The sequence below is a fragment of the Sphingomonas sp. PP-F2F-G114-C0414 genome (genome assembly GCF_003688595.1).
GTDB lineage: Bacteria > Pseudomonadota > Alphaproteobacteria > Sphingomonadales > Sphingomonadaceae > Sphingomonas.
This window is the reverse complement of sequence record NZ_RCWT01000010.1, coordinates 177,577-202,142: the sequence shown is the minus strand read 5'-3', so window position 1 is coordinate 202,142 and position 24,566 is coordinate 177,577. Positions and strand designations below refer to the sequence as shown.

Annotated in this window: 26 protein-coding genes and 1 pseudogene; 22 read left to right on the top strand and 5 right to left on the bottom strand. The window is 63.6% G+C overall.

The window, feature by feature from the left end; translation table 11 throughout:
• Window positions 1-744 precede the first annotated feature (744 nt).
• The 8 genes from C8J47_RS06035 to C8J47_RS06005 all read left to right on the top strand — a co-directional run bounded on the left by C8J47_RS06035 (window position 745) and on the right by C8J47_RS06005 (window position 11,750).
• Window positions 745-3,570, top strand: a complete 2,826-nt coding sequence (locus C8J47_RS06035; RefSeq protein ID WP_121884895.1) for a TonB-dependent receptor — start codon at window positions 745-747, stop codon at window positions 3,568-3,570.
• A gap of 33 nt (window positions 3,571-3,603) precedes the next feature.
• A complete protein-coding gene (locus tag C8J47_RS06030; RefSeq protein WP_121884894.1) occupies window positions 3,604-5,880 on the top strand; it encodes an alpha-N-acetylglucosaminidase in 2,277 nt (758 codons plus the stop codon).
• Window positions 5,877-7,037 (top strand): acyltransferase family protein, encoded by a 1,161-nt coding sequence (locus C8J47_RS06025; protein WP_121884893.1) that lies wholly within the window; start codon window positions 5,877-5,879, stop codon window positions 7,035-7,037. Before C8J47_RS06030 ends, C8J47_RS06025 begins: the two co-directional genes overlap by 4 nt.
• A 34-nt stretch (window positions 7,038-7,071) precedes the next feature.
• Window positions 7,072-8,769 (top strand): alpha-L-fucosidase, encoded by a 1,698-nt coding sequence (locus C8J47_RS06020; protein ID WP_121884892.1) that lies wholly within the window; start codon window positions 7,072-7,074, stop codon window positions 8,767-8,769.
• 187 nt (window positions 8,770-8,956) lie between these two features.
• A complete protein-coding gene (locus tag C8J47_RS18870) occupies window positions 8,957-9,154 on the top strand; it encodes a hypothetical protein (RefSeq protein WP_147454292.1) in 198 nt (65 codons plus the stop codon).
• Window positions 9,155-9,246: 92 nt separating this feature from the next.
• The gene (locus tag C8J47_RS06015) at window positions 9,247-10,140 is read left to right on the top strand and encodes an MBL fold metallo-hydrolase (protein ID WP_259467393.1); all 894 of its coding nucleotides are present in this window, start codon (window positions 9,247-9,249) and stop codon (window positions 10,138-10,140) included.
• Window positions 10,141-10,206: 66 nt separating this feature from the next.
• Window positions 10,207-10,695 carry a YkgB family protein gene (locus tag C8J47_RS06010; protein ID WP_121884890.1) on the top strand — a complete coding sequence of 163 codons (489 nt, stop codon included), beginning with the start codon at window positions 10,207-10,209 and terminating at the stop codon, window positions 10,693-10,695.
• Between the two features lie 158 nt (window positions 10,696-10,853).
• Window positions 10,854-11,750, top strand: coding sequence for a LysR family transcriptional regulator (locus tag C8J47_RS06005; protein ID WP_121884889.1), 897 nt, complete (start codon window positions 10,854-10,856; stop codon window positions 11,748-11,750).
• A 78-nt stretch (window positions 11,751-11,828) separates the two neighbouring features.
• Here C8J47_RS06005 and C8J47_RS06000 read toward each other — a convergent pair whose 3' ends face one another.
• Entirely contained in the window at window positions 11,829-12,473 is a 645-nt protein-coding gene (locus C8J47_RS06000; protein WP_183129034.1) for a peroxiredoxin-like family protein, read from the bottom strand.
• Between the two features lie 202 nt (window positions 12,474-12,675).
• Between C8J47_RS06000 and C8J47_RS05995 the strand changes: the two genes are divergently transcribed.
• A complete protein-coding gene (locus tag C8J47_RS05995; protein WP_121884887.1) occupies window positions 12,676-13,170 on the top strand; it encodes a MarR family winged helix-turn-helix transcriptional regulator in 495 nt (164 codons plus the stop codon).
• Window positions 13,171-13,252: 82 nt separating this feature from the next.
• On the opposite strand, the gene C8J47_RS05990 is transcribed toward C8J47_RS05995, so the two are convergent.
• On the bottom strand, window positions 13,253-13,888 hold the full coding sequence (locus C8J47_RS05990; RefSeq protein WP_121884886.1) for a TetR/AcrR family transcriptional regulator: 636 nt from the start codon (window positions 13,886-13,888) through the stop codon (window positions 13,253-13,255).
• 57 nt (window positions 13,889-13,945) lie between these two features.
• On the opposite strand from C8J47_RS05990, the gene C8J47_RS05985 reads away from it, so the two are divergent.
• From C8J47_RS05985 to C8J47_RS05935, 11 genes are all read left to right on the top strand, one after another.
• Window positions 13,946-14,383, top strand: a complete 438-nt coding sequence (locus C8J47_RS05985) for a nuclear transport factor 2 family protein (protein ID WP_121884885.1) — start codon at window positions 13,946-13,948, stop codon at window positions 14,381-14,383.
• A gap of 6 nt (window positions 14,384-14,389) precedes the next feature.
• Window positions 14,390-15,235 (top strand): NAD(P)H-binding protein, encoded by an 846-nt coding sequence (locus C8J47_RS05980; RefSeq protein ID WP_121884884.1) that lies wholly within the window; start codon window positions 14,390-14,392, stop codon window positions 15,233-15,235.
• Window positions 15,236-15,437: 202 nt separating this feature from the next.
• Entirely contained in the window at window positions 15,438-16,280 is an 843-nt protein-coding gene (locus tag C8J47_RS05975; RefSeq protein WP_310886117.1) for a LysR family transcriptional regulator, read from the top strand.
• A 149-nt stretch (window positions 16,281-16,429) separates the two neighbouring features.
• Complete coding sequence (gene msrB, locus C8J47_RS05970) at window positions 16,430-16,873, top strand: peptide-methionine (R)-S-oxide reductase MsrB (protein WP_121884882.1); 444 nt, start codon at window positions 16,430-16,432, stop codon at window positions 16,871-16,873.
• 1 nt (window position 16,874) lies between these two features.
• Window positions 16,875-17,414 carry a peptide-methionine (S)-S-oxide reductase MsrA gene (gene msrA, locus C8J47_RS05965; protein WP_121884881.1) on the top strand — a complete coding sequence of 180 codons (540 nt, stop codon included), beginning with the start codon at window positions 16,875-16,877 and terminating at the stop codon, window positions 17,412-17,414.
• Between the two features lie 68 nt (window positions 17,415-17,482).
• Window positions 17,483-18,187: a glutathione S-transferase N-terminal domain-containing protein gene (locus C8J47_RS05960; RefSeq protein ID WP_121884880.1), complete on the top strand. Its 705-nt coding sequence runs from the start codon at window positions 17,483-17,485 to the stop codon at window positions 18,185-18,187.
• Entirely contained in the window at window positions 18,184-19,152 is a 969-nt protein-coding gene (locus C8J47_RS05955) for a magnesium and cobalt transport protein CorA (RefSeq protein ID WP_121884879.1), read from the top strand. Before C8J47_RS05960 ends, C8J47_RS05955 begins: the two co-directional genes overlap by 4 nt.
• Complete coding sequence (locus C8J47_RS05950) at window positions 19,149-19,721, top strand: hypothetical protein (protein WP_121884878.1); 573 nt, start codon at window positions 19,149-19,151, stop codon at window positions 19,719-19,721. The genes C8J47_RS05955 and C8J47_RS05950 overlap by 4 nt, the downstream gene beginning before the upstream one ends.
• A 61-nt stretch (window positions 19,722-19,782) precedes the next feature.
• Window positions 19,783-20,232 (top strand): hypothetical protein, encoded by a 450-nt coding sequence (locus C8J47_RS05945; RefSeq protein ID WP_121884877.1) that lies wholly within the window; start codon window positions 19,783-19,785, stop codon window positions 20,230-20,232.
• A 25-nt stretch (window positions 20,233-20,257) separates the two neighbouring features.
• Window positions 20,258-20,695, top strand: coding sequence for a RidA family protein (locus C8J47_RS05940; RefSeq protein WP_259467392.1), 438 nt, complete (start codon window positions 20,258-20,260; stop codon window positions 20,693-20,695).
• Between the two features lie 82 nt (window positions 20,696-20,777).
• Entirely contained in the window at window positions 20,778-21,068 is a 291-nt protein-coding gene (locus C8J47_RS05935; RefSeq protein WP_121884876.1) for a DUF2218 domain-containing protein, read from the top strand.
• 62 nt (window positions 21,069-21,130) lie between these two features.
• On the opposite strand, the gene C8J47_RS05930 is transcribed toward C8J47_RS05935, so the two are convergent.
• Window positions 21,131-21,601, bottom strand: coding sequence for a redoxin domain-containing protein (locus C8J47_RS05930; protein WP_121884875.1), 471 nt, complete (start codon window positions 21,599-21,601; stop codon window positions 21,131-21,133).
• A gap of 46 nt (window positions 21,602-21,647) precedes the next feature.
• Window positions 21,648-21,821 (bottom strand): annotated as a pseudogene (locus C8J47_RS05925) (heme-binding protein); the annotation flags it as partial.
• A 593-nt stretch (window positions 21,822-22,414) separates the two neighbouring features.
• On the opposite strand from C8J47_RS05925, the gene C8J47_RS05920 reads away from it, so the two are divergent.
• Together C8J47_RS05920 and C8J47_RS05915 are read left to right on the top strand one after the other, a co-directional pair.
• Entirely contained in the window at window positions 22,415-23,020 is a 606-nt protein-coding gene (locus tag C8J47_RS05920) for a sulfite oxidase-like oxidoreductase (protein ID WP_121884874.1), read from the top strand.
• Window positions 23,013-23,762 carry a ferredoxin reductase gene (locus tag C8J47_RS05915; protein ID WP_121884873.1) on the top strand — a complete coding sequence of 250 codons (750 nt, stop codon included), beginning with the start codon at window positions 23,013-23,015 and terminating at the stop codon, window positions 23,760-23,762. The genes C8J47_RS05920 and C8J47_RS05915 overlap by 8 nt, the downstream gene beginning before the upstream one ends.
• A 44-nt stretch (window positions 23,763-23,806) precedes the next feature.
• On the opposite strand, the gene C8J47_RS05910 is transcribed toward C8J47_RS05915, so the two are convergent.
• Window positions 23,807-24,208 (bottom strand): hypothetical protein, encoded by a 402-nt coding sequence (locus tag C8J47_RS05910; RefSeq protein ID WP_121884872.1) that lies wholly within the window; start codon window positions 24,206-24,208, stop codon window positions 23,807-23,809.
• Window positions 24,209-24,566 lie beyond the last annotated feature (358 nt).

Below are 24,566 nucleotides of genomic sequence, written 5' to 3'. Positions count from 1 at the left end.
CGTTGAGTATTGCTGAACCTTGGCCGGAGCTGGTTGGCAAAACCTCGATCCAGTCGGCAATACTCGACGCGATGACGCTTGTTCAGCGAGGTATCCGAGCAAAGCAACAGACCTCGCGACAAGGCCGACACAGACTCAACGGCCGGTCTTGCCTTGCAGTATCTTGAGGTGACCAACCTGTCGCTCCCCGAGCGATCAATCGCAAACATCACTACCCCTTAGTCGGCAAGACATACCGCCGCGACAAACCATTCGAGATCGCTGTCACGACCTTCGGCATCGTTTCGCATGGGTCTTATTATGCATGCTTCGAAAGCGGTATCAATGGTATTGCATATGTCTTTCGATGGCGGCGTCAGAAATTGCGGTATTTGCACCGTCCAGATGCGAGAGAGCCATGTTTCCCCGTGACGATCGATTCGATCAGGAGGACAGGAAGTGCCTGGCACCGCGTGCAACGACCTGTCTTCGGGGCGCAAGACCCTGGTATGTTATGTCATTGCGAAGGTGTAGCGCAATTCTGACGCACACCTCTTTCGTCATATCCGATTGGCAACCAACGCTTTTCCGATCCAGCAATACCAATATGCTTCGTCGCCCGTTAAGACGTTATGTTTTTGTACTAGATCGTACTTGACAGGTCACAGGATTATCCGTGAAACTCCGACATAACGCAGGGTTCGGGCTGCACATCGGTTAAAAAACCGGGTGCCGCGCTTCATTGTCGCATCAGAGGGGATTTACATGACGCACGGCAGACGCAACCGCACACAGGGCGCCGGTTCATCCACGAAGGTCTGGCTACTCGCGACGAGTTGCTGTGCAGCGCTTGCCGCGATCACGCCGGTCAGCGCACAGACCGCGCCGCCTGGCGATCCGACGTCGCCGCCTGCTCAGACACCACCCCAGACGCCACCTCAGACTTTGGCCCCAGCGCCTGCGACCCCGTCCGCGACCAGCGGCCAGACCGATAGTGCGGACGGTGCCGAGATCACCGTGACCGGCTTCCGCCAGAGCCTCGCCTCCGCCGCACAGGCCAAGCGCAACGATATCCGCATCTCGGACGGCATCACCGCCGAGGATATCGGCAAGTTCCCGGCGCAGAACGTCACCGAAGCGATCCAGCGTATCGCCGGCGTGCAGATGTCGAACATCAACGGCCGTGGCTCGACGATCAGCATCCGCGGTCTCGGCGCGCAATATGCCCGCACGACGATCAACGGCCAGACCTTCGCCAGCGCCGACTTCAAGGACGGTTTTCGCTACGACATCATCCAGACCGATCTCGCCAGCGCGATCCAAGTCGTCAAGTCGCCGACCGCCGACATGGACACCGGCGGCCTGTCGGGCACGGTCAACATCGATACGGTCAAGCCGCTGGCCTATAAGGGCCCGCGCTTCATCGTCGGCGTGAAGGGCTATAATTCCGAATATCGCGGCAAGAAGATCACGCCGAAGATCAGCGGCGCCTATATCGACAGCTTCGCCGGCGGCACGCTGGGCGTGATGGCGAACGTCAGCTACCAGGAGCTGACGGATCGCGGCGACTATGCCTTCGTCAAGAACTGGTACAATCCCGGCGTCGTCGATCCCAACAACTTCGTGCCCGGCAATTTCCGCCTGCGCCGCATCGATCGCGACACCAAGCAGCTGATGGCCAGCGGTGCGATCCAGTGGAAGCCGCAATCGAACTTCGAGGTCCTGCTGCAAGGCGAATATTCGAAGGACGACACGCGCTACGATACGCAGCAGCTGGTATTCGGTCGCTGGGATCCCAAGGACAGCACGAACCCGAGCACGATCACGGTCCTCGACAGCGCGAACGGCGTGGCCAACAAGATCGCCATCAGCAACTTCGGCGTCGGCAACAACGACCAGCCCGAAACGCGCAACCTCAAGACGCAAGCCTATACCGGCACGGTCAACTGGCAGCCGGGCGACACCTGGAACGTCCACGCCGTCGCGCACTATACCCGGGGCGATGCCGATCTTCGCGAGTTCGCCTCGATCGACGGCGCAAACGTCGCCTCGGGTGGTACGCTCGACATTTCCGACCCGCACAACGTCAAGTTCGCGACCGACCCGGGCGTGTGGAACGGCACGCTGTTCAACCCGGCCAACCGCACCTATTTCGCGTTCGTCGATGGTGCCACGCACATCCAGATGGCCAAGGACGTATCGGGCCAGTTCGACGTCACCAAGGATATCGGCGCGTTCGGCGTCAAGTCGCTGGTGTTCGGCGTGAAATATCATCACGAGAGCTTCCAGACCGACGCCTATCGCCATGACCGCGATGCCGACGTGACGCGGCCGGATCTGTATCCCGAATATGCGTTCATCCCGAACCTGAGTACGACCGGCATTCCCGTCACGAACTTCCTGGACGGCAAGATCGGCATCCCGAACACGTTCCTCGAAACCAATGCGCCGCTCTGGCAGTCGATCCTCGCGTCAAAGGGGATCACCGTCCCGGACGTTCGCGACTGGGCGAACAGCTACCGGGTCGACCGCTACATTCCGGCGGTCTATGCGATGGCCAATCTGGACGCGGTGCTGTTCGGCAAGCCGCTCCGCGGCAATGTCGGCGTTCGCTACGAACACACCCACCAGAACGTCACGTCCAACGTCACCGCCGGTACCGGCAGCGGCTCTCCGCTGCTCGGTACGCAGAACGTGATCCAGGATTACGGCAACGTCCTGCCGAGCGCATCCTTCGCGCTGGATCTGAGCAACCGGCTCGTGGCACGCGTCGCGCTTGCCAAGGTGCTGGTGCGGCCGCTGTTGAACAGCCAGACCCAAATGGCGGATACCTTCGTCACCGACAATACTGGGATCCGTCCCAGCGTGTCCGTGTCGAACGGCGAATCGCGCCTGAAGCCGCTGACCGCAAACCAGGCCGACATCAGCCTTGAATATTACCACGGTCGCGGCAATTCGATCAGCATCGCCGGCTTCTACAAGGCGGTGAAGAATGGCACGTTCACGCAGTTCTACTGCCCGACATCGTTCAACGGCGTGACGTTGAACGGCCAGGTCGGCGGCTGCGCGTCGACCGATGGTACCACGGACTATAATTTCAGCCGCAAGCTGAACGACAACAGCGTCATCCACGTCAAGGGCGTCGAACTCGCCGCCTCCGAAAGCTTCGACGGCTTCCTGCCGCTGCAGGGCTTTGGCGCCACCGGCAACGTCACGGTGGTCAACGCCGACTCCCCCGCGCTCGGGACGGGTTTCAACCTGCGCGACCTGTCGAAACTCACCTGGAACCTGACGCCCTATTGGGAAAACGAGATGTTCAGCGTTCGTCTCTCGGTGAACCATCGCAGTCCGTACAAGCAGGATGCGTCGACCAGCTTCTTCGTCGATGGCGGCCAGATCCACACGGTCCGCGCGCGGACGCAGATGGATCTGGCGCTCGGCTTCACCCCGACGAAGTTCTTGAGCTTCACCGGCGGCATCATCAACCTCAACGACACGCACGAAGACGCGTATCAGACCAACGAGGACACGTTCCAGCTCGCCAGCCGCACCGGCCGGACGTTCTATCTGTCCGCAACCGCACGGTTCTGATCTAAACCCGAACGAAACGAGTCGCCGCCAGCCGTGAAGAGACCAGCCATCCTCGCACTTCCAGGTCTCTTGCTGCTGACGGCGGCCGGCGCCGCCCATGCGCAACCGCGCGCTACCGATCAGGCGCGCGCCGCGCTCAACCGGATTGGGATTTCTGCCCCGGGCATCGCGCTCTCGATCCGGCCGGCCGCCAAGCCCTATTACCGGGTCCGCGTCCGCAGCGGGCGCATGGCGGTGGAGGGATCCTCCGCCATCGCGCTGGTCCACGGCGCGGCGCAGTATCTCCAGCAACAGGGGCGCGTATCGCTCAGCTGGGAGGGACGCCGCATCGCGCCGCTCACCGGCCTTCCCACCGGCGATACCGGGCCGGTCGCCTCCGCCTTCGCGCTGCGCACCTACCTCAACACCTGCACGTTCGGGTACACCACGCCGTGGTGGGCCTGGGGTCGCTGGTCGGACGAGATCGACTGGATGGCGGCACGCGGCATCGACACGCCGCTCGCGATGGAGGGGCAGGAGTTTGTCTGGCGCGCGTTGTGGCGCGACCAAGGCCTCGACGATGCCACCATCGCCAGCGGCCTGTCCGCCGCGCCGTTCCTGCCGTGGCAGCGGATGGGCAACATCGCCGGCTACCGCGCGCCGCTGTCGGACGGGTGGATCGAGAAGAAGCATCAGTTGCAGCTCCGCATTCTCGGCCGGATGCGCGCGCTGGGCATGAAGCCGATCCTGCCGGCGTTCTCGGGCTATGTGCCCAAGGCGTTCGCCGACCGGCACCCCAAGGCGCGGATATACCGGATGCGCGCGTGGGAGGGGTTCCCCGGCACCTATTGGCTCGACCCGTCCGATCCGCTGTTCGCGGTTCTCGCGCGGCGCTTCACGCAGCTTTACACGCAGACCTACGGCGCCGGCGACTATTACCTCGCCGACGCTTTCAACGAAATGGTGCCGCCGATCGCCGAGGACGGCAGCGATGCGAGCGCCGCGCAGTACGGCGACAGCATCGCCAACACCGCCGCGACGCGTGCCGCCGCTTTGCCCGTGGCGGTGCGCGACGCGCGGTTGGCCGCTTACGGCGAGAAGCTGTTCCAGTCCGTCACCGCCGCCGCGCCAAACGCGACCTGGGTGATGCAGGGCTGGCTGTTTGGCGCGGACAAGGCGTTCTGGACGCCCGACGCGATCCGCGCGTTTCTCAGCCGCGTGCCGAACCAGCGGATGCTCGTGCTCGACATCGGCAACGATCGCTACCCCGGCATCTGGAAGACCAGCGGCGCGTTCGACGGCAAGAGCTGGGTCTACGGCTATGTCCACAATTACGGGGGCAGCAACCCGGTCTATGGCGATCTGAACTTCTACCGTAGCGATCTCGCCGCACTGCCCGCCAGCCCGACGCGCGGCAACCTCACCGGGTTCGGCATGTTCCCGGAAGGACTACACAACAATTCGGTCGTCTACACCTACGCCTACGACCTGGCGTGGGGAGAGAACGCGAAACGCCCGGTGAACGACTGGATCGCCGACTACGCGCGTGCCCGCTACGGTGCTGCATCGCCTGCGCTGCTCGCCGGCTGGGGCAAGGTGATGTCCGGGGCCTACGCCACCCGCTATTGGACACCGCGCTGGTGGCGCGAGATGGCGGGCGCGCATCTGCTGTTCAAGCGCCCTGCCCTGGTCGCAGCCGATTACCCTGCAGCGCCCGGCGACGAAGTCGCGCTGCGCGACGGCATCACCGCAATGCTCGCGGCGGCACCAGCACAGCCCGCGCCGCTGCTGACCTACGACCTCGTCGACTTCACCCGGCACTACGCAACGCTGCGGCTCGACGCGAAGCTGCGCGCCGCGGTCGCCGCCTATGCTTCGGGCGATGTCCCGACCGGAGACCGCAATGCCGCCACCGCCGCACGCCTCGCGCACGAGATCGACGCGCTGATCGGCAACCAGCAGGAGACGCTCGGCAGCTGGATCGCGGATGCCCGCGCATACGGCGATACGCCGACGGAAAAGGACGCGTTCGAGGAGCAGGCCAAGGCGGTCGTCACGGTCTGGGGCGGCGCCGGGCACCTCTCCGACTACGCCTCGCGCGCATGGCAGGGCCTGTACGCCGGCTATTACCTGCCCCGCTGGCAGATGTTCCTCGCCGCGCAGCGCACGGCCGCGCTGGCGCACCAGCCGCTCGATACGGCCGCCATCGCCACGAAGATCACCGCGTGGGAACAGGCGTGGCTGAAGGACGGTCGTACCTGGCCGCGCCACCGCCCGACCGATCCGATCGCAGGTGTGCGCCGCCTGCTCGCCGACGCAGGACAGCCATGACCGACACGCTCGCCCCCGACACCCTCGCAATCGCCAACCCGCGGCGCTTCACCGCGCTCGACGTATTCCGCGGACTGACCATCTTCCTGATGATCCTGGTCAACACCGCCGGGCCGGGCGCCCCCGCCTACGCCACGCTGGTCCACGCCAAATGGTTCGGCTTCACGCTCGCCGACGCGATCTTCCCGAGCTTCCTGTTCGCGATGGGCAACGCGATGAGCTTCGCCACGCGCAAACGGATCGATACCGCACCGTACCTCATGCGGCTGTTCAAACGTGGTGCGATCATCTTCGCGCTCGGGTTCCTGATGTACTGGTTCCCGTTCGTGACGCGCACCGACGACGGCTGGGCAGCGATCCCGTTCGCGGTGACGCGCGTACCCGGCGTGCTGCAACGTCTCGCCTTGTGCTACGTCGCCGCGGGGCTGCTGGTGCGCTGGCTCGACGTGCGGGCGATCGTGATTGCCGGCGTTGTGCTGCTGTTCAGCTATTGGGCGATCCTGGTATTCCTGTCCGCGCCGGGCATGGCGTACGACAAGTTCGGCACGGTCGGCACGCAGCTCGACCTGTGGCTGCTGGGCCCCGGGCATCTCTACAAGAAGGACGGCGGCTTCGATCCCGAAGGCCTGCTCGGTACGCTGCCCGCGATCGTCAACGTGCTGGCGGGCTATCTCGCCGGGCTCGCGGTACAGCGCGGCCCTAGTCTGACGCGGACGGTGCGCGCGATGGCGCTGTTCGGCGTCGCGTTCGTGATTGCCGGGCTGGCCTGGTCGCCCTGGTTTCCGCTCGCCAAGAAGCTCTGGACTAGCTCCTACGTGCTGCTGACGATCGGTATCGACTGCATCGCGCTAGCGGGCATCATCGCGCTGATCGAGATCGCCGGCGTCAAACGGGGCACGCGGTTCTTCACGATCCTCGGCCGCAATCCGCTTGCCGTCTACCTGTTCTCCGAGCTGTTCGTGACCGCGATCAACCTGATCCCCATCAGCCCGGATGACGGGGCATACGGGGGACTATACGAATGGGTCGGTATCGCGATCTTCCAGCGCATCGCGCCCGGCGCGTTCGGGTCGCTGCTCTGCGCGGTCGCCTACACGATGCTGTGCTGGGCGGTCGGCTGGTGGATGGACCGCAAGGGCTGGATCCTCAAGGCGTGACCGCCCGCCGACTGAATACACAGGAGTTTCCCGCATGACTGTCAATCGTCGCGACGCACTTGGCATGATGGCAGGCGGCATGATGGCAGGCGGGGGTATCGCCGGGCCGGCGCTGGCTGACGGTTCGCGTGTCGCCTCATCGGCCACCGCGGCACCGTTCACGGCGGACTGGCAGTCGCTCACGCAAGGGTACCGCGCGCCCGATTGGTACCGTGATGCCAAATTCGGGATCTGGGCACACTGGAGCGCGCAGTGCGTGCCCGAGGAAGGCGACTGGTACGCGCGCAACATGTACCTGCAAGGCTCGCGCGCGAACAAGGCGCACGTCGCCAGATATGGTCACCCCGGCGATGTCGGCTATCTCGAGGTGGTCGGCAAATGGCACGCCGAAAAGTGGCAGCCCGAACGGTTGCTCGATCTGTACGTGGCCGCGGGTGCGAAGTATTTCGTCGCGCTCGCCGGGCACCACGACAATGTCGACACCTTCGCCTCGGCGCATCATGACTGGAATACGCTCCGGGTCGGCCCGAAGCGCGACATCATCGGCACGTGGGAGCGGGCCGCACGCGCACGCGGGCTGCGGTTCGGCGTGTCCAACCACGGCGCCCATGCCTGGCACTGGCTGCAGACCGCCTATGGCTATGATCCCGAGGGCCCGCGTGCCGGCCAGCGGTACGACGCAAGCCGGCTGACCACCGCGGACGGACGCGGGACCTGGTGGCAGGGGCTGGACCCGCAGGCGCTCTATACCGGCCGGACGATGCCGCTGCCCGACGGCGTCCGCACCATCGCCGAGGCGGAGGCGATCCATGCGCGTACCGACGAGCTCTGGGTCGAGGATGCGCCTGCCGCCCAGGCCGCGTTCGTGCGAAACTGGGCGCTGCGATGCCGCGACCTGCTCGATCGCTACCGGCCCGACCTGATCTATTTCGACGATTATGGCCTGCCGTTCGGCCAGACCGGGCTGGAGATTGCCGCCCATTTCTACAACGCCAGTCGTGGCTGGTCGGACGGTCGGCTCGAGGCGGTCATCAACGCCAAGATGATGCCTGCCGAACGCCGGATGGGTTTGGTCGAGGACGTCGAACGGGGTGGCAAGGACCATATCGAGACGTATCCGTGGCAGACCGATACCTGCCTCGGCAACTGGCATTACGATCGCGCGCTGTACGAGCGCGACGGGTACAAGAGCGCCGCCACGATCATCCACACGCTATGCGATGTCGTCTCCAAGAACGGCAACCTGTTGCTCAGCGTGCCGATGCGCGGCGATGGCACGATCGACGAAAAGGAGGAGGCGATCCTCACCGAGATCGCCGGCTGGATGCGCCTGAACGGCGCCGCGATCTACGACACGCGGCCGTGGCGCATCCATGCGGAAGGACCGACCAAACCGGCGTCGGGCATGTTCGCCGAAAACGGGCCCAAATCGCCCTACACCGCGCGCGACGTGCGCTATGTCCGCAGCGGCGACGACGTTCACGCGCTGGTGATGGGCTGGCCGGCCGATGGCATCGCCCGCCTGACGCTATTCGCCGCCAACAGCATCATCGGGCGCGGTTCGGTGGCGCGGATCACACTGGCCGGGGACACGACGCCTCTCGCATTTCGCCGGACCGGACAAGCGTTGGAAGTCACGCTGCCGCCCGCGCGCCGCCACGCGATCGGGGTAGCGCTGGTGCTGTCGGGCACCGGCTTGACGGAGGGTTCGCTGGTTTCTCAGCCGACCTGAGGAGAGGAGGACTCTCGTTTAGGTCCCTCCCCCCACTTTATCGAAGCTCGACGACACATGGAACGACTTCGCCCAGCTCCGCACGGCAGCGTCCGACGCTCCGGCTATCGAAACTATACGTCAGCGGTATTTCCCCCGCAGGCGATGGACCGGTAGCGTCGGGAAAGAGAACAACGGAGTCCACGCCATGCCGCTGCACCCCACCGATACGATGGCAGGCGAGACCCTGCCCTCCCCCGGCATCCTCTTCACGCGGATCGAGGTGACCGTAGCCGGGCTGGCGCAGAGCGAAAAGGGTCACGCCCTGTTCAAGGCTTCGGCGGTCGCATCGCGTCCCGATACCGCGGCACTCTACCAGCGCCCGATCTGGCGACATGGACGATGACGCGGCCCTTCTTTGCGAACGTCGTGTCAGGCGCGCTGCTCTGCGTAGCCTCTGCGACCGCAGCAGCGGCGCAGACGACGATACCCGGGGGCGTGAGGCAGACGCCCGCCGTCTATCGGTTCTCGATCGGTGATGTGCAGGTCACGGCGCTCTCCGACGGCAGTGTCCCTATCGACCTGCCCAAGCTGCTGCGAGGCACCTCGCACGCCGAGGTGGACGCGATGCTTGCCCGCAGCTTCATCGCCAATCCGATGGAGGTATCGATCAACGCGTTCCTCGTCGAACTGGGCGATCGCAGGATTCTCGTGGACACGGGTGCAGGCGACCTCTTCGGTCCGGGGAACGGCGGCAGGCTTCCCGAAGCACTTGCGCTGGCCGGGATCGGTCCGGACCAGATCACCGACATCCTGCTCTCGCACATCCACGCGGACCATAGCGGCGGGCTCGTGCGGGACGGGAAGATCATGTTCAAAAATGCCACGGTGCACGTCGGGAAGGCGGACCTCGACTTCTTCCTCGACACGGCCAACGCAGCGAAGACGGGCTATGACATCCACCACTTCGAGCAGGGAACGGCGATGCTGAAACCCTATGTCGATGCGGGCAAGGTTCGCGCATTCGACCGTTCCGGCGAGATTTTCCCAGGCCTTACCGCGGAGCTCCGCCCCGGTCATACGCCGGGCGCTACGTTCTACACGCTGAGCAGCCGCGGCTCGACGCTGGTGTTCATCGGCGACACCATCCACGCCGCCGCCGTCCAGTTTCCCCGGCCGGACGTGACCGTCACCTTCGACCAGAACCAGGCCAAGGCGCGCGCGGTCCGACAACGGGCGTTCGCGGCGTTCGCCGACGACCGGACCCTCGTTGCCGCGCCACACCTCGCCTTTCCGGGCGTGGGGCACATCGCCCGCGACGGCGCCGGCTATCGGTGGTTTCCGATCGACTATGCCAACCGGGCAGCGGCGCCCTCGAACACGGCCCAATAGCGCGCAGGGTCGCCGCGACTGCCAGTCTCCTTCGAGCGTGCCACGACGAACCGTCAGGAATTTCAGATGAGCATCGTCGACCGTTACGATTTCCTTGTCCCCGAGCACGACCGAAGCGAGCTCGCCTTGCTCAGATGGGCGCTCGTGATCGTATTCCTGTGGTTCGGCGCGATGAAGCTCACGGCATATGAAGCCTCGGGTATCGCACCGTTCATCGGCCACAGCCCGATCATGAACTGGCTGGGCGTGTTCGGGACGCAGGGGCAGAGTTACGTCATCGGCGCCGTCGAACTCTTGACCGCCGTCTTTCTAATCCTCGGCGCATTTCGTCCGATCCTCTCGGCACTCGGCGCGCTGATGGCGACCGCGACCTATCTGATCACGCTGACCTTTCTCTTCACCACGCCCGGTGTCGCGGAGCCGGCTGCCGGCGGCTTTCCCGCCATTTCTGCCGTACCGGGACAATTTCTGCTCAAGGACGCGGTCCTGCTGGCGGCGTCCCTGGTGCTGCTGTTTGCCTCGGTCCGAACCAAGAGCGCCCCCCTGCCCGCGTAACATCGATGTTTGCGCGAACGCGCGCGCAAATCCTGCCCGATCAATTCCTCGAATAGTGGCTCGTTCGACGTCCCGCCTCGCGTACGTCACTGTATGGCGACGCCCCCTTCCGCGATGGCCGGCACGGTTGGCGACAGGGTCGCCACCGGTCGGCGCGCATGGTACGCTCGCCTATGGAGATGCACCAGGTACGGTACTTCCTCGCAATGGCGCGGCTGCTCAACTTCACCCGAGCGGCCGAAGAGTCCAACGTGTCTCAGCCGTCGCTGACCCGCGCGATCCAGAAGCTCGAGGACGAGTTCGGCGGAGAATTGTTTCGTCGCGAGCGCAGCCACACCCACCTCACCAGTCTCGGACGTCAGATGTTGCCGCATCTCAGCCGCACGTTCGAGGCGGCACAGGCCACGATGGCCTTCGCCAAGGGCATCGGGAGGGCGGGCGTGGTGCCGCTCGCGCTTGGCGTCGATGCGGCGATCGAGTCCGATACGCTGGACAGGATCCTGGAGGAGCTTGCCGGCTGTCTCCCCGGTTTCGAGCTGTCGCTGTCTAGCGGGGCGCCGGGCGAACTGATCGAAGCGGCGATGAACGGTACGCTGGATCTGGTCGTGATCGAGCTGCCGGACGACGCGCCCGATCGCCTCGATGTCTGGCCGCTGTTCGACCATAGCTATCACATGGTCACGCGCGCCGGCCATCCGCTCGCCGGGGGCGCGATGCCGTCGCTGCTGTCGGTGCGCGATGAGTCCTGGATCGACCATGAGGGCAACGGGTGCGCCCGGCTCAAGACCCTCGCCGCCCCGCATGGCTTCGTACCGATCGTGCGGCATAGCGCCACCGATATGGCGCAGGTGAAGCAACTGGTCATCTCGGGGCTCGGCAGCGCGTTCATTCCGCGGCCTCGCGACGACGAGCGCTTGTGCGCGTTCCAATTTGCCGATGTCGAGGTCAGGCGCGACGTCGTCCTGGGCGCGGTGGCGGGACGTAAGCGCAGCATCGCTGCCGATGCCTTCGTACGCGCCTCACGCGCCCGCAGCTGGGCGGCGGCCGCAGCCTGAGCTGAAATGCCGGGCCATGCCGACGTACCGGGAGACGTACCCTGCCCGAATGGCCTGCCCTTGACGCCCTCGCCCCGCTCAGCCCATCGCCGCAAGGAACGCGACGATGTCCAGCGGTTCGGGCCGCAGTCGAAAGTCGGGATCGACATGCGCGTAACGGATGATGCCGTCTTCGCCGACGACGAACGTTGCCGGGATCGGCAGAAAGCCCCCATCGCTGCCGTAGATAGACGCCAAGTCGAGCCCGATCGCAAGATACCGCCGCTTCACATCCTCGCCCACCGGGAACGCCAACCCGCACGCCAGCGCAGCGCCGTGGTCGACGTCGCAGAGCAACGTCGCGCGTGGTCCGATCATGCCCTGTATGGCGGAAGCTCCTTCGCCGGTCTCGCCGGTCACGACGACCAGACTTGCGCCCACGTCTTCAAGCGCGGACGAAGCAGCGGCCCAGGATTGCAGTTCATGCACGCAGAACGGACACCATAATCCGCGATTGAAGCTGACGACGATCGGCCGTTCACCCTGCAACTGCCGGATCGAACGGTAGCGGCCCGATGCGTCGGGAAGCGAAAGGTCCGGGAACTGCGCGCCCCCGCGAGGCGCCTCTTTCCCTACGCGAAGGCTCTGCAATCGCGCGATGAACTCCTCGTAGACCGACGCAAAGCCCAACTCCGCGACCGCAGCTTCGGCGTCAGAGCAGGACTGCACTCGAATGGTGGTCATGCATGCAGGATAGCGTCGAACCGCACGGATGGCACAGCACCAAATTGCGAGAGCGATATCGGTAGCCGAGGATCGCGCAGCGTTGGCTTCCCCTCGCAGGGTCGAACAGGAACAGCATGCACCTTGCTGTCTATGCTCCGCGCACATAAGATGGTGAATGGACACAGTGCGCGATCGAAACGTCTTCGGGGCGTTCGCCCTCATGATCAGCGACGATATCGTTCGCGCCAGCGCATCGCAGGCGCCGGAAGCGGGCCCCGCCGCATCTGCGCTGGCGTTGCTCGCGCACGAGCCCGGTCTCTCGATCCGCATGCTAGCCGTCGGGGTAGGACTTTCGCATGCGGGGACCGTACGCCTAGTCGATCGTTTGGCAGCCGAACGGCTGATCGAGCGTCGCGAGCATTCGACGGACGGGCGCACGCGTTCGCTCTATCTGACGCCCGCCGGCAGGATCGCAAGCGACGCGGTCCTCGCCTCGCGCGATCAGGTTATTGCCGAAGGGCTGTCGATCCTGACCCCGGAGGATCTGAAAATCCTGTCCGACATCGCCGAACGCGTCTTGCGCGATCGCTTGCAAAACCTTGACCAATCCTACCGCATCTGCCGCCTGTGCTGCTACGAAGGCTGCACGAACTGCCCCATCGATGCCGAATTGCTCGAACGAGGCGTAGACCGCGAGACGAAGGACGACGCGTAGGAGGTTGTCATCGGCTCCGCTCGACGCTGAGCGATCGAACAAGCCCCCGGGCAATTAGCCACCGTGACGCCGCCCCTCCCCATCAGGACGCATGTCGAGCCTCGCTTGCTCGGATTGCGGCACCAGTGACCCGAGCAAGCCGTTCGATGTAGGCGCGATCCGATCGGCCACCCACGACCGCAAGCCGCCAATATAGCGGGGCGGCAATAAGATCGGCCGCCATCTGTCGGTCCACCAGCGGTGACACTTCGCGACGTCCGATCGCCCGATCGATCAGCCCGTCGACCCGCTCGCGTCGCGCGCGCTGGAACGGGCGGATCGCCGCGCCCAGTGCCGGTGTCCGCTCGATCTCGCCGTGGAGGTCGGTCAGGATGCGTCGCACCTTGGGGTGACGCAGCACGCGGCGCAGCGCGAACAGCGCGGCTTCCAGATCCGCTTCCAGCGAGCCGCGTTCCTCGACGTCGGTGATCGTCAGCCCGACCCGCGACAACAGATCGCTGGCCATCGACGCCTTGTCCGGCCAGCGGCGGTAGAGCGCAGCCTTGCCGACGCCCGCGGTCCGCGCCACCCGTTCCAGGCTCAATCCCGCATAGCCCGTCCGGGCCCATTCGTCGAAGAAGACGCGCGTCAGCGCCTCGGTAACGTCGCCGCGCATGATCGCTGCCCCGCTCGGAACGCGAACGGTCTTCCGGGATTCGTCGGAACGGTTGCGTTCCATCGTCAGGTCCTTATATCTTGGTGGAACGCTACCGTTCCGACGTTCTGGAGCTATCGTATGACAGACAGTGTGGAAAGCTTTTCGACGATGCTGCGAAAGGCATTGGGCGATCGCATCGCCGCGGATGCTGCCACGTTTCTCGACATGATGGCCGACGACGGCGTGATGGAATTTCCCTACGCGCCCCCCGGTCTGACGACCCGATTGGAGGGTAAGGCTGCGATCGCACGCCATCTCGACAGCCTGGGCGAGATGATCGCCTTCGATGGCATGGGTGAGCCGACCGTTTACGCTACGACCGACCCCGACGTGACCATCGTGGAGTTCGAAGGCTTCGGGCACGGCGTTTCGACAGGCGAGGCGTACGACCAGCGCTATATATCGGTGATCCGGACGCACGCCGGACGGATCGTCCAATATCGCGATTACTGGAATCCGCTGGTGGTGCTGCGCGCACTTCGCGGTGGCGCCGCCATTGCCTCACTGAAGGAGTGACCGATCATGGTTGACCGGGTCCTGGTCACAGGCGGCACGGGCAAGACGGGCTCGCTGGTCGCACGACAGCTCGCAGCCCGCGGTGTCGAAGCCCGTATCGCGACCCGCAATGCAAACTCGCTGGGACAGGTTCGCTTCGACTGGAGCGATACCGCCTCGCATCGTGCCGCGCTCGACGGGGTGGACGCGGTCTACCTCGTCGCGCCGACCGACCGAACCGATCACCTTCCCGTCATGCGCCCGCTGCTGGAGCAGGCGGTGGAACGCGGCGTGACGCACCTCGTGCTGTTGAGCGCCTCGTCGCTGCCGGAGGGCGGTCCGATGATGGGGGAGGTGCATGCGTGGCTGCACGCCAACGCGCCGCGTTGGGTGGTGCTGCGCCCGAGTTGGTTCATGCAGAACTTCGTCACGCAGCACCTGCCGTCCATCATCCATGAGGGCTGCATCTATTCGGCGACGCAGGATGGGCGCACGCCGTTCATCGACGCCGCCGACATCGCAGCGGTCGCGGTCGAAGCGCTGGTCAATCCGATTTTCAGGTCGGGAGAAAGGATCCTGACCGGTCCCGAAGCGCTCTCTTACGACGAGGTAGCGGATCGGATCGCCGCGGTAGCCCAGCGTCCCGTCCGCCATTGCCGGTTGTCGGTGGACGCGCTTGCACGCCGTTTCACCGGGTTCGGGATTCCCGAGCATTATGCGGATGCACTCGCGCGCATGGATGACGCGATCGCGCAGGGGGCGGAGGACAGGACCACGACCGAGGTCGCGCAGGTGACGGGGCGAAATCCGACCACGCTCACCGATTTTCTCGAGGTTCACAGGAGGGCCTTTCATCAGCCCCCCATCGGCTGACTGTCCAAGACCGCGAGGCCCGATCGCGAGCCCACGCTGACATTATGTGCGTGGCGCATATAGCAATGCCTGCGGACGGTAACTATATGCCTCAAGCATATTTATACCGGCTTCTTACCTACGACACGCTCAGAGGACGAAGAAGCGGTCAGGCTGAGGGGTCGAGGCTATGGAACTCAATCAAGTCCGCTACTTCATCAACTTGGCCGAGACGCTCAATTTCACGACGGCAGCCCGGCTGAGCAGCGTGTCGCAACCCAGTCTGACCCGCGCGATCCATCGCCTGGAGGAGGAACTCGGCGGGAAACTGATCCACCGCGACGGGAAGAACAGCCGCCTCACCGGCCTCGGTCACGACGTCGAGGCCGAGTTCAGGCGCATGGCGGCGGCGGTAAGGAGCGTCCGCGATCATTCCGAGAACTGGGCGATGGGAGGGCACCGCGTATTGGACGTCGGCGTAGCGCCGACCGTCGGACCAAAGGCGTTCTCGGCGTTTTTCGAGAGCGCGCTGGCGGAAGTTCCGTCGGTCGAGATCAAGCTGCACTCGCTGCAGTCGAACGAAGACGCATCGGAGGTGCTGTCGGGAAAATACCACGCCTGCATCCTGCCGCGTGAAACACGAACGGAGTTCAAGCTAAACGTGCATCCGCTGTTCCGCGAACGCTTCGTCCTCGGCTGTTCCGCGAACCATCCCCTAGCTGCCGGTGAGGTCGTGCGCGGCGAAGACCTGGTCAGGTTTCCGTTCGTCGACCGCCTGAAATGCGAGTTTCGCGCCGAGATCCACGATCACTTCGCGCGGCGGGATGTGCTCGTGCAGCCCCGTTTTCGATCCGATCGCGAAGACTGGGTGCAGCGGGTCGTCGCCGACAGCGATGCCATATGCATCCTTCCGGAACGATCGGCCACGGCGCACGGCCTCGTCACGCGTCCGATCGACGGGTTCGTCCTGGAGCGCGAGGTTGTGATCGCGACGGTCTCCGGCTCCACCGCACCAGTCGAAATACGCAAGATCGCGCAAATGGCGGCCCGGTACGCGTGGAATTGAGTCACGGCATGGACAGTATCGGTGGTATGGAAACTATACGCCCGGCGCATTGGATAAATCTAGAAGATACTGCGATACACTGCATGATGACGAATACTATTTTCTGAACGTAGATCCTTCGTTCCTCTTGAAAAGTATTGAGTGATATCATGAAGTTTGAAAGATCGCAGGACGCAGTCGATCGACTGACCCCCGAGCAACGTCGGGTGACACAGCACTCGGGTACCGAACGGCCCTTCACCGGAGAGTATGACGGCAACAAGGAGCCCGGCATCTACGTCGACGTCGTATCGGGCGAGCCGTTGTTCGCTTCGACCGACAAATACGAGTCAGGTTCCGGCTGGCCCAGCTTCACCAAGCCGATCGTCCCCGCAAACGTGAACGAGGTGCGCGACACCACGCACGGGACGGTTCGGACCGAGGTCAGGTCGGTACACGCCGACAGTCATCTCGGCCACGTGTTCCCGGACGGTCCCGCCGACCGTGGTGGCCTGCGCTATTGCATCAACTCGGCGTCGCTTCGCTTCATCCCGCGCGATGAGATGGAGAGCGAAGGCTACGGCGAATATCTCGATCAGGCAGAGGAGGTTTAGCATGCACGAGCGCGCCATTCTCGCAGGCGGATGTTTCTGGGGCATGCAAGATCTGATCCGCAAACGGCCGGGCGTGGTCTCGACCCGTGTCGGCTACACGGGCGGCGATGTTCCGAACGCGACCTATCGCAACCACGGCACGCACGCCGAAGGGATCGAGATCGTCTTCGACCCGGCGGTGACGAGCTACCGGGCCATCCTCGAATTCTTCTTCCAGATCCACGATCCGACGACGAAGGACCGCCAGGGCAATGATCGCGGACTCTCCTATCGATCGGGCATCTATTACGTCGACGACGCGCAGAAGCGCATCGCCGAGGACACGATCGCCGATGTCGATGCCTCCGGACTGTGGGACGGCAAGGTGGTCACCGAGGTCGTGCCGGTGGGCGATTTCTGGGAGGCCGAGCCGGATCACCAGGATTATCTGGAGAAGCGGCCGAACGGCTACACCTGTCACTTCGTTCGTGCCGGCTGGGTGCTCCCACAGCGCCAAAAGGGTGGCGAAGCGCAGCCCACGGCCGCGATCGCGGCGGAATAGACATCACCACCGTGCAGCGTCGGTCTGGTCCGCAATCCTCCATGACCGCAGCATCAGGATCGAAGATCATGACCGACCTCTCGTCCTTCCCGATAACGCAACGCTGGCCGGCATCGCATCCCGATCGCATCCAGCTTTACGCCACGCCCACCCCCAACGGCGTCAAAGTCTCGATCATGCTGGAGGAAACCGGCCTGGCGTACGAGCCGCATTTCATCGACATCTCGAACAACGAGTCAAAGGACCCGGCGTTCGTGGCGTTGAATCCGAACGGCCGTATCCCGGCGATCATCGATCCGTCGGGGCACGACGGTCGACCCCTCGAGCTATGGGAATCCGGGGCGATCCTTCTCTACCTCGCCGAGAAGACGGGCCAACTCCTGCCGAGCGCCCCCGCCGAACGGTATGAATGCCTCGCCTGGGTGTTCTTCCAGATGTCGGCGATCGGGCCGACCTTCGGGCAGCTCGGCTTTTTCCTGCGATTTGGCGGCAAGGATTTCGAGGACAAGCGGCCCCGACAGCGTTTTGTCGACGAGACCAAGCGTCTCCTCGGAATCCTGGATCGCCAGCTGGAGGGCCGTGACTGGATCGTTGACGAGTATTCGATCGCCGACATCGCGACGCTCGGTTGGGTGAATGCGCTGGATGAAGTCTACGCGGCCAGCGCAGCGCTTGGCCTCGACAAGTATTCCAACGTCCAGGGATGGCTCGGACGCGGGCTGGCTCGACCGGCCGTACAGCATGGACTTCATATCCCCGCGAAGCCGGCATGAGCGTAATCGCCGCCTATTATTATCACGAAGGCAAACGGGTCCGGGCGATCGCGCTCGATGAAAGCATCGAGCTGGGCGAAGACCGCACCGGCTTCTGCTGGATCGCGCTCAGTGACCCAACCAATGACGAACTTCAGGCAATCCAGGCGACGTACCATCTTCATCCGCTGGCGATCGACAACGCGATGCATCCGCTGTGCCCGCCCAAGCTCGAAGTCTACAATGACGAACTCTACATCGTCGCGCAGACCGCGGCGCTGGTGGGCGACCGGATCATCTACGGGAAGATGGCGATCTTCACCGGTCACAATCATCTCATCACCGTACGGCACGGCACCGCGGGCGCGCTGGGCAACCTTCGCGCGCAACTCGAGGGATCGACCACCTTGTCCCGAAAGGGTGTCGACTACGTCCTGCACGCCATCCTGCACCGCATCGTCGACCAGTATCTGCCGATCTTCGAGATGATCGAGGACGACGTCCTGGCGATGGAGAGGCGGTCGCTCGACGACTTCCTCGAGCGAGAGGATGTCGTCCGCATCTTCGAACTGAGGTCCGAACTTACGCGGTTTCAGCGCACGCTCGGCGCCATGGGGGAGCTGGTGGGAAAGCTCGTTCGCGGCCATTTCCCCTGCATCAGCGCCGACGTGACACCCTATTTCAGCGACGTCGCGGACCACCTGCACCGCGTCCAGTCGATGGTCGATGGCCTTCTCCACGTCCTGTCCACGGTGTTCGAGGCGAGCAGCCTGCTGGAGGCGCAACGGATGGGCGTGATCACTCGCCAGCTCGCGGCGTGGGCGGCGATACTGGCGGTCCCGACCGCGATCGCCGGCATATACGGCATGAACTTCAAGAACATGCCGGAACTGGACGCGACCTACGGATACTTCATCGTGCTCGGCGTGATCGCGGTGTTCTGCCTGCTGCTGTTCGTGCGCTTCAAGAAGGCCAAGTGGCTATGACGACCCAACTGACCGACGTCCTCGAAGCGGTGCAGGCGTTCGTCGCCAAGGGCTACGACCACGAGTACCGCGTGAAGGACGGCAATATCGTCGATCTCGAACTCGGATCGACCATCGAAGCGTGCACCATTCGCGTCGACGCGGCGTTGCGCCTCGAAAGCGACGAGGATGGCGAGGACGCCTCCAACATCTATGCGATCACCGACCCGGCGACCGGGCACCGCGGCCTGTTGATCGACGCGTTCGACGTGTTCCACGAAATCTGTCCCCGCGACCTGTCCGAGCGGCTCGTCGCGGATCGGGAAACGGTGGCGGCACGCGACCGGGATGCGCCGACCAAGCACGGACTGCGCAAGGTCTACAAGGACGAGTTCCACCGCGATCCCGAGCGCTACGTTCTGCGCGAGGGCTTTCCCGACTTTCCGTCATGTCCGTTCGGTGGCGGTTTCAGCATCCTCGGTTTCGACACCGCCGAGCAGGACTATGTCTGGCTCGTCACGAGCATCATCCGGGATCCCCGGCTGATCCGCGTTCCCTACCAGGGCGAAGACGTCATCAGCGACGAATAGCGACATCGCCGGATGACGAGGCCGCCGAACTATCGAACCACCGTAACGCAAGGACGTCATCATGGACTGGAACAAGGCCCACATCCGAGACACGATGCTCTCGCTGGAGACCGCAGCGCTGCAGAGCGCTCGGGAGAACTATCTGGACTATGTCTTCACCGCTAAGGTCGATCAAAGCGAACCGGTCGAGAACGACGAACTGGCGCAGGCGGAAATCGCCAGCGACCTCGCCGAAGCGCTCGACGACACGCTGCACGATTACGCCGATAAGATCGACAAGCTCAGGATGATCGATTTCGGCCCCAAGTCGACCGTCGAGGAAGGTGCCGTCGTCAAGCTGTCCGGCCGCTACTTCGCGATCGCGGTGTCGACCAGCAGGTTCACCTGTCAGGGTCGAGACGTCATGGGCATTTCCACGATGGCACCGATCTTCGAAGCGATCGAAGGTGCCCGAGCCGGGGAGACCGTGCGGTTCAACGGCCGCGACCTCATCGTGGAAGACGTGGAATAGGGTCCGGCCACCGGCCGACGCGCCAGTGCCGAACGCCGTTCATCTCATCAAGGGCAAGCTCATGACGACACCGTCGTTCTTCATCACCCCCGGCTACGGGACGCGCCTGCACGACGCGCTGCATTACTCGCAGGCGATGCGCATCGGCGACCGCGTGGAAATCTCCGGACAAGGCGGCTGGAACGACGACCTTGTCATGCCGGAGTCGATAGAGGAAGAGATCGCGCAGGCGTTCGAGAACGTGGAACGGACGCTCGCGACGGCCGGGGCAAGCTGGCAGCACGTCGTCCACGTCAATTCCTATCACGTCGGCGGCTTCCCTCCCGTCATCAACGAGACGATGGCCAGGCTATTCCGCCACTATATGCCCAACCGCCCGCCGATCTGGACGCAATTGGGGGTCGAAGCGCTGGGGCTTCCCACCATGCGCATCGAAATTCGCGTGACAGCGATCATAGCGTGATCCGCCTTGGACCTGTGACGCGGCGAACATCTCGAGAAATTTCACGATTTTCATCGAAACACACAGTCTACGGGAGCCCGTCATGTTCGAAGCCGAAGCACGCATCGCCACGATCGATAGCAGCCGTTATTTGACCGCGATCGCCAAGGCGTGGGTGCACACCTATCCGGTTCGCTACGATGCGCTGACCGCGGAGATCGAGCTTCCCGGCGGCCAGCTTATCATGACAGCCGATGGTGACAGCTTGTCGCTCCGGCTTGTGGGCACGGATCTTGGTCCCTTCGATGCCGCAAAGGAGGCCGTGGCCAAGCACGTAGATCGCGTGGCTGAACACGATACCGGCGTGCGTTGCGTCTGGCATCAGATTTCCTGATCGCAAGCGGGCCGGTCGAACCGCCCAAATCTAGCAGTCAGGATGAGCCTTCGCTGCATAAGCTATGCCTGACCCAAGTTCGCAATGAGCGTGTCCGCATCGAGATGGAAATCCGAGAAGACGATACGGCCGCGCTCATCGATAACCGTGAACCAAGGTGTTCCTCTCGTGCGGTAGTCTTCCATGAAGGTCGGAAGCATCTGCCCGGCTGGTGGCTCATCGTGACCGAAAGCGAGGGGAAGGTCATATTTGAGCTGGTTCACGCGCAACATGTCGAATGTGTTCTCGTCCGCGCCTTCGAAGACGGTCTGGATCACCGCAAACCCCACACCCTCGGGGCTCAATGCGCGATGTAATTTTTGTAGCGTCGGAAACCCGTGAAGATGGCAACCGGGGCACCAATGCTGGAAGGCGAACAGGACCTTCGGGCCGGCCCCGACATCCGACAGCGTAAGGGGCGCGATCGCGTTTCCATCCCCGCCAATCCACTCCCGCACCCGCAATTTAGGCGCCTGGCGTCCGGTCATGCTCATCCTATCCTCCGGTTCGAGCCGCAGTTTCTTTGCGGCATGACGGCTGTCACGCCGGTAGCTGGAACCCGATTTTCTCGAGTGCCGCGACGCAGGCATCCTGATCCTGCTGATAGGTGCCGCCCGAGATGCCGATCCCGCCGATCAACTTGCTGTCTACGAGGATCGGATAGCCGCCGCCGACCGCGACCATCCGCGGGCGATAGGCCAGCGGCGCCACTTTGGATCAGCGCATATGCGTGATCGAAAAGACGAACCTGGGCGGGCCGATGCCGAGCGCGGCAATCTGTGGCGCGAGCGACTGTAAATGGTCGACGATCGCCAGCTCCAGTTTGCGGCGGCCTAAAATATCGGTCAGTCAAATCTTCGCACCGTCTGACCACGCAGGGATCTCCATTTTGCCATCACGGACTATATATTCAGGGTTCGTGAATTAAAAATAGCGGCCGCGCATCGTTTCAATAGCTTGCACGGGCAGTCACACCCCCAGATTTGAATAGTACGGACTACTTTTGGCGCCTGCCGTGCTATCGTATTTTAATACCTCGACCTCAAATCAACTAGACTTTCTTGAAATACCTTTGCGAATCTATAGAAACTATAGCGATAGTGCATTGGAAAACACGATCGGCATACCGCTATGGATAGCGTATGATAAAGCGAGCGCATCGAAGTGCGTTAGATTATTCCGACGGATGATCCGGTCTTTCGGACTTCGGCCAATCGGTCTGTTCGGCAGCCACGCGAGCAAGGATCTTACACGGGGTTCCGGAATGAAGCCGCCGATCGTCTTTCGTCATGAGCAAAGGAATTCGCATGGTCACCAGAGGATTCACCGGTCGCGGCTTGGATGGCGACAAGGCCAGCCGGATTCCGCCGGGTCAGCACCTCGTCGAGGATTTCCCCATCCTGTCAGCCGGGCCCACGCCGCACGTTGAACCTGCCGACTGGAAATTCACCGTCAAGATCGGTCCGAAGCCCGTCAAAGTCTGGAATTGGAGCGAATTCAATGCCCTGCCGAAGACCAAGGTGACGCGAGACATCCACTGCGTCACCTCGTGGTCGAAGCTCGATACCGCCTGGGAGGGCGTCCTCATCGAAGACATCCTCGCCGACGCAGGGCTCGATCCACCCACCGATTTCGTGTTGGCGCACTGCTACGATAGATATTCGACCAACGTCCCGCTGGCGGACCTTCTCTCCGGGAAGGCGATGGTCGCCCTCAACTACGCAGGCGAGCCGCTACCGCGCGATCACGGAGGGCCGGCGCGGCTCCTGGTCCCGCATCTCTATTTCTGGAAGTCCGCCAAGTGGGTGAATGCGCTGCAATTCACCACGCGCGACGAGCCCGGTTTTTGGGAGGGGCATGGCTACCACATCTACGGCGATCCGTGGCGCGAGCAGCGATACACCAATGATTGAGCGCGGCGCGCAAACCGTGGCGTGGCAGTCGTGCGTGATCGAGGCGATCGTCCAGCAGACCCCGAGTATCAAGAGCATCTTCCTGCGGGCGAGCAAACCGTTCGCGCCCATCGCGGGGCAGCACGTCGACGTCCGGCTGACCGCGCCCGATGGCTATCGTGCGATGCGCAGCTACTCGATCGCATCGACGGCGGCCTCCTCCCCGATCATCGAGCTCGCGATCGAGCGCCTGCCGGACGGCGAGGTGTCGTCATACTTTCACGACGTCGCGACGATCGGCGACGCCATCGAGCTACGTGGTCCGCTCGGCGGCCATTTCCTGTGGCCAGACCCTGCCGCGGATGCTGTGCTGTTGATCGGCGCAGGTTCCGGCGTGGTGCCGTTGATGGCCATGATCCGACAGCGCCGCACACAGACTCCGGCGGTACCGACGGCACTGCTCCTATCCGCGCGGACCGCCGAAGACGTGCTCTTTTCGGAAGAGCTCCATGCCACCGAGATCGGCGACGCGGCATTCGTCCTGGCGCTGGCGATCACGCGCGAAGGCCCGCGCCGTGCCTCGGACTTCGGGCGACGGATCGACGGCGCGATGGTCCAGGACGTCGTGGCCAGGCTTCACCGAAAACCCACGCACGTCTTCGTCTGCGGGTCCAACGGCTTCGTCAACATCGCGACGGAGGGCGCGCTGCTGGCCGGTCTCGATGCCGCCATGATCAAGACCGAACGCTACGGTGGAGCATGACCTGGGCAAGCTGTTCAACGGCCTGCGCCACATCGAGAAGAGGCTTAGCCCAACCACCGGGCCGCCGCTTCGCCGCTACTATCCGGGCTCGCGTTGAACGCAATCGGGGTTTGCGGCGCCCCTTGCCGAACGGCATCGATGACCTGTTCGAACGCGGCGACACGCTTGGTCGTCATACGGACGCCAGCGCCGATCACGATGCAATCGAACGTCTCACGCGCGAGACACTCCGCAATGTCGTGACGCAAGCTTCCATCCGCGCGGATCGGAAGATGCACGGCTTCCCAACCTCGATCCCGCATCGATTGTGCGTCTCGTCCGATACCTTCCGCCACACGGGCTTCCGTCAGGCCGGGCGGAATGGCCGGATCGGTGAAATCGACTGCGTCAGGCGCATACCCAATGACCAACACGCGAACCATCTGCCTCTCCTTCGCGACCTTCATTTATCAAGCATAGTCCCACGTCTTACGCGATACGATCCCCACCCGGAATGCACACCCGTAAACCTGCTATATGCGCGGTTCGGGCAGCTCAGGGGTACGCAGGATACTGCCGCCCCCACCTTCGCGATTTCGGTTTAACCCCGCAATGCCGCCGTTTTACTGATGTATCGCTATCACCGTGCTGATCCGCACTGCGATCTTCAGCACGCATATGCGACCATCATTCCTTCCAAGCACGACGTTAACGACTACCGCAGTGCAACATTGCAATTGAGCATCGCCCGCAAGCCTCTCAAATGCTCGAGTTGAAGCACATCTATAAAACGACAGATGTTCTGCCCCATCCTCGCGTCAGGTT

Coding starts and splice junctions, on each gene's coding strand:
- msrB (WP_121884882.1), top strand. CDS start 16,430: ATGAAGTTTGAAAGATCGCAGGACGCAGTCGATCGACTGACCCCCGAG.
- C8J47_RS05930 (WP_121884875.1), bottom strand. CDS start 21,601: ATGAGCATGACCGGACGCCAGGCGCCTAAATTGCGGGTGCGGGAGTGG.
- C8J47_RS06020 (WP_121884892.1), top strand. CDS start 7,072: ATGACTGTCAATCGTCGCGACGCACTTGGCATGATGGCAGGCGGCATG.
- C8J47_RS06005 (WP_121884889.1), top strand. CDS start 10,854: ATGGTACGCTCGCCTATGGAGATGCACCAGGTACGGTACTTCCTCGCA.
- C8J47_RS06000 (WP_183129034.1), bottom strand. CDS start 12,473: ATGACCACCATTCGAGTGCAGTCCTGCTCTGACGCCGAAGCTGCGGTC.
- C8J47_RS05915 (WP_121884873.1), top strand. CDS start 23,013: ATGATTGAGCGCGGCGCGCAAACCGTGGCGTGGCAGTCGTGCGTGATC.
- C8J47_RS05985 (WP_121884885.1), top strand. CDS start 13,946: ATGACAGACAGTGTGGAAAGCTTTTCGACGATGCTGCGAAAGGCATTG.
- C8J47_RS05910 (WP_121884872.1), bottom strand. CDS start 24,208: ATGAAGGTCGCGAAGGAGAGGCAGATGGTTCGCGTGTTGGTCATTGGG.
- C8J47_RS05960 (WP_121884880.1), top strand. CDS start 17,483: ATGACCGACCTCTCGTCCTTCCCGATAACGCAACGCTGGCCGGCATCG.
- C8J47_RS05935 (WP_121884876.1), top strand. CDS start 20,778: ATGTTCGAAGCCGAAGCACGCATCGCCACGATCGATAGCAGCCGTTAT.
- msrA (WP_121884881.1), top strand. CDS start 16,875: ATGCACGAGCGCGCCATTCTCGCAGGCGGATGTTTCTGGGGCATGCAA.
- C8J47_RS05990 (WP_121884886.1), bottom strand. CDS start 13,888: ATGGAACGCAACCGTTCCGACGAATCCCGGAAGACCGTTCGCGTTCCG.
- C8J47_RS05995 (WP_121884887.1), top strand. CDS start 12,676: ATGATCAGCGACGATATCGTTCGCGCCAGCGCATCGCAGGCGCCGGAA.
- C8J47_RS05950 (WP_121884878.1), top strand. CDS start 19,149: ATGACGACCCAACTGACCGACGTCCTCGAAGCGGTGCAGGCGTTCGTC.
- C8J47_RS05920 (WP_121884874.1), top strand. CDS start 22,415: ATGGTCACCAGAGGATTCACCGGTCGCGGCTTGGATGGCGACAAGGCC.
- C8J47_RS05980 (WP_121884884.1), top strand. CDS start 14,390: ATGGTTGACCGGGTCCTGGTCACAGGCGGCACGGGCAAGACGGGCTCG.
- C8J47_RS18870 (WP_147454292.1), top strand. CDS start 8,957: ATGCCGCTGCACCCCACCGATACGATGGCAGGCGAGACCCTGCCCTCC.
- C8J47_RS06025 (WP_121884893.1), top strand. CDS start 5,877: ATGACCGACACGCTCGCCCCCGACACCCTCGCAATCGCCAACCCGCGG.
- C8J47_RS06035 (WP_121884895.1), top strand. CDS start 745: ATGACGCACGGCAGACGCAACCGCACACAGGGCGCCGGTTCATCCACG.
- C8J47_RS05955 (WP_121884879.1), top strand. CDS start 18,184: ATGAGCGTAATCGCCGCCTATTATTATCACGAAGGCAAACGGGTCCGG.
- C8J47_RS06010 (WP_121884890.1), top strand. CDS start 10,207: ATGAGCATCGTCGACCGTTACGATTTCCTTGTCCCCGAGCACGACCGA.
- C8J47_RS05945 (WP_121884877.1), top strand. CDS start 19,783: ATGGACTGGAACAAGGCCCACATCCGAGACACGATGCTCTCGCTGGAG.